Genomic DNA, 13,482 nt, shown 5'->3' with positions numbered 1-13,482 from the left:
CATGGCAGCGTACGACTCGATCGTGGTGGTGGAGGACTGGGTCAGTGAGCACTACCTGACCACGGACTCCACGAAGGCGTCCTTCAAGGCCAAGGTCGCAGACCGCGCCAAGGACTGGAAGGCCGAGGAAGGCGAAGGACAGGAGACCGTCCGGTCCCGCTTCTCCGCCGCGCGCACCCAGCTCATCACCGCTCTGTCCGCCTTCGGGGACGCGGAGGACGCCGAGGACACCGGCCGCTCCCTCGAGGACACCGCGGCGCCGGCATACCAACTCGTCCGGACGGTCCTCGACTACCGCGGGCTCGCCCAGGGGCAGACCTACACCCGCGGCAGCGGCGAGCTGCAGCTGGAGGCGTGGCGTGCGGGGGAGGGCGACGTCGTCGTCCTGGAAGCCCGCCCCGCCGGCTCCCTGGAGGACGTCGTCTCCTCGGACTCGCGGCTCCTCGGCACCGTGGTGCAGGACAGCAAGCCCGTCCAGCTGTCGACGCCCAAGGTGGTCTCGGAGCTCTACGCCGCGGACGAGCCGCCGGCGTTCATCGTGGTGCTCGCCGGCCGCTGGTTCGTGCTCACCGAGCGCGAGCGCTGGGAGGAGGGCCGCTACCTGGCGGTCGACCTGCTGCTCGTGGCCGAGCGCAACGACACCACCCGTGACGGCGAGGTCGATCGAGCACTGGCGGTCACCGCCCGGGAGTCCGTGGTCCAGCAGGCCGACGGCACCGTGTGGTGGAACGAGGTGCTCGAGGACTCCGTCAAGCACACGGTGGGCGTCTCCTCCGAACTGCGCGAAGGTGTGCGAGCGTCCATCGAGATCCTCGCCAACGAGGTCCTCGAGCGCCGCACGAGGGAAGGACTGAGCAACGACGGCATCGATGGCCAGGATCTGGCCCGCCAGTCCCTGCGCTACCTGTACCGGATCCTGTTCCTGCTCTACGCCGAGGCGTCCCCGGAGATGGGTGTGCTCCCCGTGGGCGACGAGAACTACACCGAGGGCTACGGCCTCGACCGGCTCCGCGAGCTGGTGCTGACGGACCTCGGCACGCCCAAGGCCCACCACGGCACGCACCTCTACCGCTCGCTGGACGTCCTCTTCCGGCTGGTCAACAACGGCCACCGGCCGAAGAACCAGCAGCCCGATGCGGACATCTCCCGTGCTCCAGGGCTGACCTTCAGCAACCTCTCCGCGGACCTCTTCCTCCCCCGTGCCACCGCCCTCATCGACCAGGTCAGCTTGGGCAACCTGGCCCTACAACAGGTACTGCAGAAGCTCCTGCTGAGCAAGGAGGGCCGAGGGAAGGACCGCGGTTTCATCTCCTATGCGGAGCTGGGCATCAACCAGCTGGGCTCCGTCTATGAGGGCCTGATGTCCTACACGGGCTTCGTCGCGCAGGAGGACCTGCACGAGGTCGCCAAGGACGGCAACGCCACCAAGGGCTCCTGGGTGGTCCCCGTGACGCGCTCGGAGGACATCGCCGCCAAGGACTTCGTGACGCGCGAGGACTTGGACACCGGGGAAATCAAGCCCGTGGTGCACCACCAGGGCAGTTTCGTCTTCCGTCTGGCCGGCCGGGAGCGCCAGCAGTCGGCGTCCTACTACACGCCCGAGGTCATGACGAAGTTCGTGGTCTCCCAGGCCATTGAGGAGCTCCGCGAGTCCGGTGCCATCACCGATGCGGAGAGCGTGCTCCACCTGTCCGTCTGCGAGCCGGCCCTGGGCTCCGGGGCGTTCGCCGTGGAGGCCGTCCGGCAGCTCGCCGACGAGTACCTCGCCCTCCGCCAGAGGGAACTGGGCCAGCAGATCGAGCCTGAGGATATGCCCAGGGAGCGTCAGCGCGTGAAGGCATACCTCGCCCTGCACAACGTCTACGGCGTGGACCTCAACGCCACCGCCGTGGAGCTGGCCGAGGTCTCCCTGTGGCTGGACACCATGGTGAAGGATCTAGAAGCGCCGTGGTTCGGCCTGCACTTGCGTCGCGGCAACTCCTTGATCGGTGCCCGCCGCGCCACCTACAGCGAGAAGCAGGTCGCCTCCAAGAGCTGGCTCAAGGAAGCCCCGCGCGAAGATCCACTGAGCGGCTTGGCCGAAGCCATTGCGAAAGACGACGTAGATCCCGCCGTTGCGGGGCGAATCCACCATTTCCTGCTCCCCGCCGAAGGGTGGGGTGCTGCCGCCGACGCCAAAGACGTCAAGGATCTGGCTGGCCCCGCACAGGCCGCTCTCAAGGAATGGCGGAAGGCAGTACGGACGAAGTTCACCAAAAAGGATGTCACTCGTCTGCAAGGTCTAGCTCAACGGGTAGAGCGGCTGTGGCAGCTGGCGTTGGTCCGCCTGCAAATCGCCGAGGATCAGATTCGCCGCGACATCCCGATTTGGGGCCGTGGATCAGAGCAGCTTTCAACGGACATGGTGACTCGGGAGGAGATTGAGACCACCCTCAACGATCCGAATGGCGCCTACCAGCGCCTGCGCCGTGTAATGGATGCCTGGAACGCTCTGTGGTTCTGGCCGCTCACGGAGGCTCCGGTCACCGTGGATGGGCATAAGGTAAAACCGCCCAGCATTGACACCTGGCTAGAGGCCCTCGAAGGTATCTTGGGCGTTGCTCCGGAGCGGACCCGTAAAAGTAGGAGCCTAGTAGCCCGTCAGACCGAAGGCCAAACTGTGCTTGGACGAGATTTGTCATGGGCGCAATTGAATACGGCTGAGGATTGGGACCGTGTGGCAAACCAAGTTCGTTCCATCCAAATCATTAAAAATGAGCACCATTGGCTGGGTGTGTGTGAACGAGTGGCCGCGCAACAGGGATTCTTCCACTGGAGTCTAGATTTCGCCTCCATCTTCGCGACCGGAGGCTTCGATTTGCAGGTGGGAAACCCTCCATGGGTTCGCCCAGATTGGGACGAGTCGATGTTCTATGCTGAATTTGACCCGTGGTGGCACTTATCTGGCAAGCAGACGCAGAGCGAAAAAAACGCTCGCATCAGTGAGGCTAACCGTGATTTGGATCACGCGGACCTACTTCAAGAACTCGCTGTGGGTATAAGTGGCCAACGGGCGTTCGTAGCTGACGTTTCGACGTACCCCGTGATCTCCGCGTTGCGCCCAGATCTATATCGGGGATTCATGGAGCAAACTTGGCGTACATCTTCACCCCAAGGAATCATTGCCCTAATTCACCCTGAGTCGCATTTTGTCGAGAAGAAGGCCTCATTACTTCGCTCCGAATCTTATCGAAGGTTGCGTCGGCATTGGCAATTTATTAACGAGTTAAGACTTTTTGAAATCCAAAATCAGCGGCGTTATGGAGTCCATGTATACGGTGCTCAAAAGGAGAGCCCTGACTTCTTGATGGCGTCTTCAATTTACCGGCCGGAGACAATAGTTAGATCGCTTGTTCACGACGGCGCCGGTCCCTCTCCGGGATTGAAGGACGATGAGGGAAATTGGGACTTGCGTCCCCACAGGGATCGAATCCTCAGAATTACGAGAGACGAGCTCCGAGTGTGGGCCGACATTATAGACGAACCGGGCACCCCCTGGGTTGAGGCAAGAATGGCTTTCGTTGTCAATAAAGACAGCGCCGCTGTTCTTTCCAAAATAGTCGCCTCGTCGCGCGTGCGAGAATTAGGCGTGCAAACCAGCATTGGTTGGATCGAAACCGATGACAGGAAGAGGGGATACTTTGAAATTGGTTCGGCCGTCCCCCAGTCGTGGGATCAGGTCATCCTTCAGGGGCCTCACATTGGTGTTGTAGATTCCTTTTACAAAGAACCTAATCCGAGTATGCTAAGCCAGCGAGACTGGAAGGAGGTTGATCATGAGGCTCTGGGGCAGAATTATATTCCTCGCACAAATTATCAGCCAAACCTTCAGTCGGGATTCGATGCGGCCTATCCAAAGTGGCGGCTTGACGATGGACAAATTGTATCACCTAGGGAATTCGCAAGAATTTGTTGGCGTTCAATGGCTGCCCCAACTGGGGTGAGGACGCTATTTCCAGCGCTGATCCCTGCGGGGGCCACCCATGTTCACGCCATGCGTTCCTTGGCTTGGGCGGATAAATCTCATGGCGAGGAACTTTTGGGTCTTCTGGGCATCTTGTCCTCCCTCGTTGCTGACTTTCAGGTAAGATCATCTGTCGGATCTGAGATTAGTGCAACATTGATTGGCACGCTTCCGGCTCCCTTGGGCCATCCTCTAATTCAAGAGATTGCTCTGCGCGTCGCGGGACTGACGTTATTGACGGAGGAAATGCGCGCAGCTGAAGAATTTAGTGCATATTCAAATGTTGCGCCTCTAAGAAGAGATAGTGATCGACGGAGGGCAATTGTTGAGATTGATGCAATCGTTGCCATTATGCTAGGCATAACTGTAGATGAGCTATGTACCATTTATCGAACTCAATTCCCGGTGCTGCGAGGGTACGAAAAAAGGGACCTTTACGACGCCAGTGGTCGCAAGGTGGCAGAACCTGTCGCAAAGCTTTACCGCACACGTGGTGAGAAGCTGCGCTCAGAGGAGCGTTCCTGGGCGCACCCCCAGTCAGGCGTGGAGTATATTTTCGAATTCCCCTTCCGCACCCTTGACCGCGAGGAGGACATGCGCGCCGCTTACGCTCACTTCGAGCAGGTCCTCGCTGAGCGGCAGGGACAGGAAGCACTGGCTGAGGTGACCCTTGGCTGAGCTGCTTCCCACCCTGACCGCGCAAAGCCTGCAACAGGGACTGACGGACTATCTGTCCACCACGTTCTCCCTGACTGATCTCGAGGCCCGCGGCGCGTTCAAGGACTTCCTCGCCGATGAGCATCATGGATTGTTTCAGGGACCGTTCGTGCGGACGCGGCTGCCGTTCCAGGCCGCTGCCGGGAGCTGGCGGAAGTCGCTGAACTGGTTGCCGTCCCGATTCACGCCCTACGGACATCAGGCGGCGGCCTTCTTGAGGCTGACCTCGAAGCCAGCCGTGGCATCGTCATCAGAATTCCGGCGGCCGGAGCCCACGCTGGTGGTGACGGGCACCGGGTCGGGGAAGACCGAGGCCTTCCTCATGCCGCTGATCGACCACGTACTCCGGGCGAAGGCGCACGGCATCGAGGGGGTCAAGGCGCTGATCCTCTACCCGATGAACGCCCTGGCGAACGATCAGGCAGCCCGCCTCGCCAAGCTTATCGCGGAGAACCAGGAGCTGTCCGGTGTCCGTGCGGCTGTCTACACGGGGCAGGAGACCAAAAAACGGACCAAGGTCAGTGCGGACAGCCTCATCACCGACCGCGAGGTTATCCGTGAGGACCCGCCGGACATTCTCCTCACCAACTACAAGATGCTGGACATGCTTCTGCTTCGTCCCGCTGATGCAGTCATGTGGCAGCGCTCCAGCACGTCCCTGCAGTACGTGGTCCTTGATGAGTTCCACACCTATGACGGTGCGCAGGGCACCGACGTGGCCATGTTGCTTCGAAGGCTCGGCCTCGCGCTGAAGGCCGGCTGGCCGGAGGACCTTTCTGACGCTCCCTTCGGTCTTACTGAGGAGGATCGCGAACGCCCGCTGGGTCGGGTCACTCCCGTGGCGACGTCGGCGACCCTCGGGGCCAAGGGCGATCCTTCCACGATGCTCGAGTTCGCCCGGACCGTCTTCGGCGAGACCTTCCCCGCCGATGCGGTGATCACGGAGTCTCGGGAGCTAGTGGAGGAGTGGTGCGCCGTCAGCGCGGCCACAACCTCGCCCGACTCGCGCGCTGTGCTCTCCGACATCGCGGGGCGCATCGAGGAGGTCAACGCGGCCGTGGCCGCGGCGATTGAGGGCGAGGAAAACCCGGTCGAGGCCGTCGTCCCGATCCTGACGCGTGATGTATTCGGGTTGCAGATTGGCGGGACCTCCAAGGACGACCTGCCGCTGGACGCCGTCCGGGCGCATCCGTTGATCCGATCGGTGCTCGAGCACACCCAAGACGCCATATCTCTGCGGGGCCTCGCTGACAATGTCTTTCCTGGCACAGTGGCCCCGCGGCTGGATCGCGAGGCGGTGCAGGAATTCCTCAGCCACACGATCGCGTTCCTTTCCCACCTCCGCTTCCTGCACGGACGCTCCGCGCCCACGGTCGAGACGCACCTGTGGACCCGCGAGCTGACCCGCATCGACAAGGCCGTCGACGCGACGTCCCGCTTCCGCTGGGGCGACGACGGCGTTGCCAACGCCGCCGAGGACGGCACCGACACCCAGGCGCTGTGGCTGCCGGCGATCTTCTGCCGCCACTGCGGCCGCTCGGGGTGGGGGACGGTCCTCAAGCCCACGGGCGAGGACCTCGACGCCGACCTCAGCGGCATCCGGCGCGCGGCTGCCCACGACGACCCCCGATTTCGCCCACTGATCTACGCGCAGGCCGAGGCCGAGCGCGTCGGTGCCTCTGTTCATGAGGGAGATCCCGGGGAAAACTCCCTTCCGGGGCTGCGCTGGTTCGACGCCCGCAACCGCACCCTGCTTGCCGAGGCACCGGACCCGGACAGCGAGGCCGTCCTCGACGGCGAGATCCTGCCCGTTCTGACCCTCGTGGGTCCCGATGTGGACGACCAATCCAAGGACGACACCTGCCCGGTGTGCTCCACCCGGGACAGCATCCGCTTCCTCGGCTCCGCCGTTGCCACGATGCTCTCGGTGACCATCTCCAACCTGTTCAGCGCCCCCGGCCTGGACGCGGGGGAGAAGAAGGCGCTCGTCTTCACCGACAGCGTCCAGGACGCGGCCCACCGCGCCGGCTTCGTCCAGGCGCGGTCGCACGTCCTCACCTTGCGCACGGCACTGCACCGAGCACTCGGCGAGGGCGCCACCACGCTCCGGGAACTGGTGGACCGCTTGGTCCGCCAGGCCGTGGACGGCGACGAGCGCTACCAGCTGATCCCACCCGAGCTCGCGGACCGCAAGGAGTTCAGGCCGTTCTGGGAAAAGGCGAGACCGACGGTCGGCTCCCGGAACTTCGTGGCGGACAGGCTGCTCTTCGACGCCGCGCTGGAGTTCGGTCTGCAGGCCCGCGTCGGTCGCACTCTCGAGCTGACCGGAGCGGTGAGCGCCGAGGTCTACGCCGGGGACAGTCCGGAGACTCTGCTGGCCGCCGCGCGCCGGGCGTACAAGGAAACGGCCGTGCAACAGGTCCTCACCGCCCAGGAAGCCACGGACGACGCCCTACTGCAGTGGGCCCGGGGCACGCTGGAACGCATCCGCACGCAAGGCGGCATCTACCACTCGTGGCTGGACAAGTACATCCAGGAGGACGGCAACCGCTGGTCCCTGTGGGGCGGTCGTGACCGCCGGGTCGGCATGCCGGCGTTCCCCGCGGGGCGACCGGCGCCGTCCTTCCCCCGCGTGGGCCGGACACAGGGCAAGGACCATGCGTTCGACGCCGTGGCGACGGCCCGCTCCTGGTACGCGCGCTGGGCCGCCCGCACCCTGGACGTGCCGACGGCCGACGGCGCGTACCTCGCCAAAAAGCTGCTCGAGGAGCTCGCCAAGGTGTCGGTGGTGCAGTCCTCGACCACCAAAAACGAAGCCACCGTCTACTCCATCCCGCCCAAGCAGATCCTGGTGTGCAGCGCGGACGTGCCCCGCCACCTGGTGTGCACCCTCTGCCGCGTCCAGACACCCGGCACGGACACGGTGGTGGACCAGCTCAACGGTGCTCCTTGCCTGCAGAACACCTGCCCCGGCAGGCTGGAGTCCCGGGAGATCGAGGCGAACTACTACCGCAACCTCTACCGCTCCTCCGACTTGCGCCGCGTCGTCGCCCGCGAGCACACGTCCCTGCTCAAGGACGAGAAGCGGCTTGCCTACGAGGACCGGTTCAGGAACTCCGCCGACCATCCCGACGCCCCCAATGTCCTGGTCGCCACCCCCACGCTGGAGATGGGCATCGACATCGGCGACCTGTCCTGCGTGATGCTGGCCTCCCTACCGACCTCCGTGTCGTCCTACGTCCAGCGGGTGGGCCGCGCCGGCCGTCTCACGGGGAACGCGCTGATCCTCGCGTTCGTGCGCGGACGTGGGCAGCACCTGCCCAAGCTGAACGATCCCCTGTCGGTGATCAACGGGGACGTGCGGCCGCCGGCCACCTACCTCAACGCCGAGGAGATCCTCCGGCGGCAGTACCTGGCCCGCCTCGTCGACCTCATGGCCCTGGACTCGAAGGCACCGCACCCGGCCACGCCCAAGGACGTCTTCGCCGAGGGGGAGTCGAGCTTCCTGGCGCAGCTCGGCGCGCTCGCGGACGATGGCTCGGCCGAGCTGCTTCCGGAGTTCCTGGCGGCGTTCGATCCCTTGCTCCACGAGGAGGCCGTCGGCGGTCTGCGGGCCTGGACCGAGCCGGAGGAAAACGGCCTCAGCCCGCTGCGCCGGCGGCTGTACGACGCCCAGGTCGCCTGGACCCGAGACCGGGACGAGCTGCGCCAGCGCAAGCAGACGATCGAGGGTTCCCTCGACGAGCTGCGGGAGGTCGCGGGCAGGCCAACGGCCACGGAGGAGGACGTCCGGGCGCTGCGTTCCGCCGAGGCGGCCCTGCGCCTGGTGCGGGCCCAGCTCAGTGAGCAGGAGATCACGGACTACTGGATCTCTGCCATGGAGCGCTACGGGCTCCTGCCCAACTACACGCTCGTGGACGACTCCGTGAGCCTGGACGTCGGGGTCTCCTGGCGCGACCCGGACAACCTGGAGTTCCAGAGCGACCGCTACGAGTACCGGCGTGGAGCGTCCTCGGCGCTGACCGAGCTGGCTCCTGGATCGACCTTCTACGCCCAGGGCCTCGAGGTGCTCATCGACGCTTTGGACCTCGGCCCGGAGCAATCCCGTGTCCTGCGCTGGCAGATCTGTCCCGCGTGCGGATGGGTCAACGAGCGCGTGGGCGAAGGCGTGCGCGTCACCACCTGCGGCGGGTGCGGCACCCCGGACATCGCCGACACGAGCCAGGACCTCGACGTCGTGCCGATGGCGAAGGTCTCCGCAGAGGTGCGGCGGGACGAAGCCACGATCAACGACACCGTCGACCAGCGCCGCACGGCCGTCTACAGCATCGCCGCGCTCGCCGACGTGGTCGAGGAGAACGTGGCCGGCCGCTGGTTCGTGGAGCAGAACGGCTTCGGCGTGGAGAGCCTGCGCTCCGTGGAGTTGCGCTGGCTCAACATGGGTCGCGGTGACAAGAACGGGCTCGAGCGGCACGTCGCTGGCCGGCCGTTCCGGGCCCCGCTGTTCCGGGTCTGTGAGTACTGCGGCAAGCTCGACAACGCCACCCGGCGCAACTCCCGCTCCGAGCACCGGCCGTGGTGCCTCCACGCCACCGCCGCGGAGGAGAAGACACTCACGGTGGCGCTCGCCCGGCAGCTGACCACGCAGGGCGTGATGCTGTTCCTGCCCGACTACATCACCGCCGCGGACAACACCTCCCTGCCCAGTCTTACTTCGGCCCTGCTCATGGGCATCCGCACCGTGCTGGGCGGTGCACCGGATCACCTCGACATCGTCCCCGTGAGCGTCGGCACCAGCGACGGGCCGCGGGACGGGCTGCTGCTGCACGACACCGTCCCCGGCGGGACCGGCTACCTGGCCGGCTTCTCCTCCCAGGAGAAGGTGTGGGAACTACTCGAGACCGCATGGGCCACCGTGCGGGACTGCCCGTGCCGTCTCGAGAACCGCCTGGCCTGCCACCGCTGCCTGCTGCCGTTCGCCCGGCCGTGGGAGGTCGACAAGACCTCCCGTGCCACCGCCGAGCGCCAGCTGCTGCAGCTGCTGGCCGCCACGGACCGGGTCAGCAATCTCTCCGGGGCGCCCCGGCTGGAGGACTGGTCCGTCCAGCGCATCCGGCTCAAGACCCCGGAGACCGAGTCCCACCTGGAGGTCCGATTCCGCGAGGCCCTCGCCAAGCGGCTGACCACGATGGGCGTGTCCGTCCAGCGGACGCCGGGGATGTACGGGGACATGCTCACGTTCACTCTGCCCGGCAGCCCCCACACCTGGACGCTGGAGGCGCAGAAGCTCCTGCCCCAGGGCGGGACCCGGCCCGACTTCGTGCTCTCGACCGCGGACTTCAACGTACCCGACGTCGCCGTCTACACCGACGGCTACGCCTTCCACGCCACGGCGGCGCACAACCGCGTGGCCGACGACGCCGGCAAGCGTCGGCAGCTGCGGGAGCACGGGATCATCCCGTGGGCGGTGACCGACCGGGACCTCAACCGGTTCGAGGACGACACCGCCGAGGACCCCGAGCCGGAGTGGTTCAAAGCCAAGCTCACACCGGCTCTGATGTCGAAGTACAACCTCGTGCCGGACGTGGCCCGGGCAGCCCCCCGGAACGCTGTGGACCGGCTCCTCACCTGGATCCAGCACCCCGTGCGCCAGGACTGGCAGAAGCTGGCCGATGTCGTGGGCCTGTACCTGCTGTCGAAACCTGTGCAGCTCGACCCGGAACGGAGACTGACCTGGGCCCGGAACCTCCTGGTGGATCCGTCCGCTCAGGCGCCGGAGGGGGGCGCCGCTGCCTGGTCCTGGGCGCACGGAGCGGTGGCAGCGGTGTTCACCGGGTCGCCGACGAACCCGACCGGCATCACCGCCGATCTCGTCCTCGACGACACCGCCACCGGCCTGGCCCGGCCTTCGCAGCACGAGGACTGGCAGATGTGGCTGCACCTGTCCACCCTGCTGGCCTTCAAGACCTCCGGCCTCACCGTGACCACGGCGTCGAAGGTGGTCGAGCAGACACCGATGGCCCCGTCGTCCTCGCTCCCCGGGACAGCGCTCGCCCCGGAGTGGCAGGCGGTGCTGGAGGACGCCCAGGAGGACGAGCGGGAGCTGATCCAAGCGCTCGCTGCCGTGGAGGCGCTCGCCGCCCCCGAGCTCGGCCACGAGGTCTCCGGCGAACCGGTCGACATCGCCTGGCCCGACCTCAAGATCGGTGTCCTCCTCGCCGCCGACGCGGACGTCGTGGCCGCCCTGGAGGCCGAGGGTTGGACCCTCGTCGACCCCACCGTGGAGAGCGTGACCGCCGCCGTGGCCCCCCACCTTGTGAAGGACAACGCCTGATGCCCACCATCACAATGATGAAGAGCAAGCAGAAGATCGACGGCTCGCTCAAGAAGAAGGTCTTCGACATGCTGACGAAGATCACCGAGGACGACACCACCGCAGGTCTGCACGTGGAGCCTGTCCAGAACGCGGTCGACCCCCGCATCCGCACCGCGCGCGTGGACATCAACCACCGGGCCATCCTGTTCAAGGAGACCGTCGAGGACGACACCCACTACATCTACGTGGGCACCTGGCCGCACGACGACGCCTACGTGGAGGCGGCCCGCAAACGGCTGCAGGTGAACCCCATCAACGGCGTGCTGGAGGTGCTGAACGAGACACCGCTGCCCTCCGGGCCGCCCGCCCCCCAGCCAACCCCTCCAGCCGCTTCTTCCCCCGAGGACTCGCCGGCTCCGCCCTTCACGAACCCTCTGCTGAGGGACGGCCACACCGCGGACTCGCTCTACGAGGAGCTCGGCCTGGACTGCCGGGTGTCCGAGGCGGCGCTCGCGGCGACGTCGGACGCCGAGCTGGATGCCGCCGCCGCGGAAGCACCGGCGTGGCAGCAGGACGCCCTGCTGGGACTGCGCGCGGGGATGTCTGTCAGCGAGGTGAAGGAGGAGCTCCGCCTGGGAGAGGTCCCCCCGGAGGAACAGGATCTTCCCGAGAGTGAGCGGTTGAAGAAGTCCTTCGAAAAGCCCGCCACCAAGATGCAGTTCACCTACGTCGGCACGGACGCGGAGGTGCTCAAGGACGTCATCGAGAACAGCTCCTTCGACGCCTGGCGCACGTTCCTGCACCCGAGCCAGCAGCGGTATGTGAACGGGCACTGGAACGGACCGTTCCGGCTCTCCGGCGGAGCCGGCACGGGCAAGACCGTGGTGGTGCTGCATCGGGCACGAGCCCTCGCCCTGACGAACCCCTCGGCGCGCGTCGTCGTCACCACCTACACGAAGGGTCTCGCGGCATCGCTGGACGACCAGCTCCGGCTCCTGGACCCGGACCTGCCCCGTGCCGAGTGGCTGGGAGAACCGGGCGTGTGGGTCACGGGCATCGACGCGCTCGGCGCGCAGGTCGTGAAGTCCGCCTCGCCGACCGAGCTCGCCTCTGCGGGGCTGGCGGTCCTGGACTCCTCGGACGTGAGACTGGAGGGCCGTACGGACGGTCGCCAGCAGTGGAACGAGGCGCTCTCCGTCACGCAGCACGCGTTGGACGCGGACATCGCCAACCCCACGTTCCTGGGGGAGGAGTACGAGGCGATCGTGCTGGCCAACTCCATCATCACGAAGGCCGACTACCTCCGCGTGTCCCGGGCCGGCCGAGGCACAGCCCTCAACCGGGCCCGCCGCCTGGACGTCTGGAACGTGGTGGAGGCGTTCCGGGCGATCTGCCGCCGGCAGGCCACAGCCACCTATGCCGAGGTTGAGGCCCTCGCCGCCGCGGTCCTCGGTTCCCGGATCGGGCCCGGTGTGGCGGACCACGTGGTGGTCGACGAGGCCCAGGACTTCAACGCCGGTCACTGGTTGTTGTTGCGTGCCGCGGCGCCCGTTGGTCCGGACGACCTGTTCATCGCCGAGGACTCCCATCAGCGGATCTACGGGCAGCGGGTCCCACTGTCACGCTTCGGGGTCAAGATCGTGGGCCGATCCCGTCGGCTGACGCTCAACTACCGGACGACCGCGGAGAACCTGCACTACGCCGTGGGCATCCTCTCCGGCGATGCCTACCGCGACATCGAGGACGGCGAGGAGTCGACCACCGTCTACCGCTCCCTCCGGTCGGGTCCGGTCCCGACCGTCAAGCAGGGCAAGTCGTTCGCCGACGAGCTGGACGCCGCGGCGGAGACCATCGCTCGCTGGCAGGGCGCCACTGAGAACGCGACCATCGGCATCCTGGCCCGCTCGAAGCACGACGCCTCCCGCATCGTCGAGGGCCTCAACGAGCGCGGCATCCTGTCCCGGACGGGCACCAGCACCGCAGCCAAGAACGCCAAAGACCATGGAATGCCGCTGGTGATGACCATGCACGGGGCGAAGGGCATGGAGTTCAGCCACGTGATCCTCATGGGCGTCGGTGCCAAGTCGATCCCGCAGGCGGCCGCGCTGACCTCCCTGGCCGAGGCCGAGCGCCAGGACGTGCTGCAGCGGGAGCGGTCATTGCTCTATGTTGCGGCGAGTCGAGCTCGCGATGAGTTGTTGGTGACGTATAGCGGGAATCCGTCAGAGTTTCTCGTGACTGACGCAGGAGCGGTATGAAAGAGCACTCCCGACTTGGAGCACCTCATGGGAGTGGCGGACACGCGGTCCGACGTGAGCGGACGGGCCCGCTCGAAGACCAACAAGACCCGAGGGTTCCAAAGGCCTCAGCAGGAGTCTCGCAATTCATCGCCAAGGTTTTGGAGCAACTAAGCCTAACTTCTTGGTTGCCGGCCGCAATGCTGGTT

General features: G+C 66.0%; 3 protein-coding genes. All 3 read left to right on the top strand.

Annotated elements, in window-relative coordinates:
* The first annotated feature begins 1 nt into the window (after position 1).
* Genes AC6CH6_RS08165 through AC6CH6_RS08155 form a run of 3 tightly spaced genes read left to right on the top strand, consistent with a single transcriptional unit; the run spans position 2 to position 13,294 of the window.
* Entirely contained in the window at positions 2-4,681 is a 4,680-nt protein-coding gene (locus AC6CH6_RS08165; protein WP_498254757.1) for an Eco57I restriction-modification methylase domain-containing protein, read from the top strand.
* The gene (locus AC6CH6_RS08160; protein ID WP_498254756.1) at positions 4,674-11,054 is read left to right on the top strand and encodes a DEAD/DEAH box helicase; all 6,381 of its coding nucleotides are present in this window, start codon (positions 4,674-4,676) and stop codon (positions 11,052-11,054) included. Before AC6CH6_RS08165 ends, AC6CH6_RS08160 begins: the two co-directional genes overlap by 8 nt.
* Positions 11,054-13,294, top strand: coding sequence for a 3'-5' exonuclease (locus AC6CH6_RS08155; protein ID WP_498254755.1), 2,241 nt, complete (start codon positions 11,054-11,056; stop codon positions 13,292-13,294). The genes AC6CH6_RS08160 and AC6CH6_RS08155 overlap by 1 nt, the downstream gene beginning before the upstream one ends.
* Positions 13,295-13,482 lie beyond the last annotated feature (188 nt).

This window comes from Kocuria sp. GQ42 (assembly GCF_059758435.1).
The sequence above is the reverse complement of the archived record's forward strand: the minus strand, read 5'-3'. Positions and strand labels throughout refer to the sequence as shown.

What these genes read in the sequence shown, in the direction of transcription:
- AC6CH6_RS08165 (WP_498254757.1), top strand. Translation starts at nt 2, where the DNA reads ATGGCAGCGTACGACTCGATCGTGGTGGTGGAGGACTGGGTCAGTGAG.
- AC6CH6_RS08155 (WP_498254755.1), top strand. Translation starts at nt 11,054, where the DNA reads ATGCCCACCATCACAATGATGAAGAGCAAGCAGAAGATCGACGGCTCG.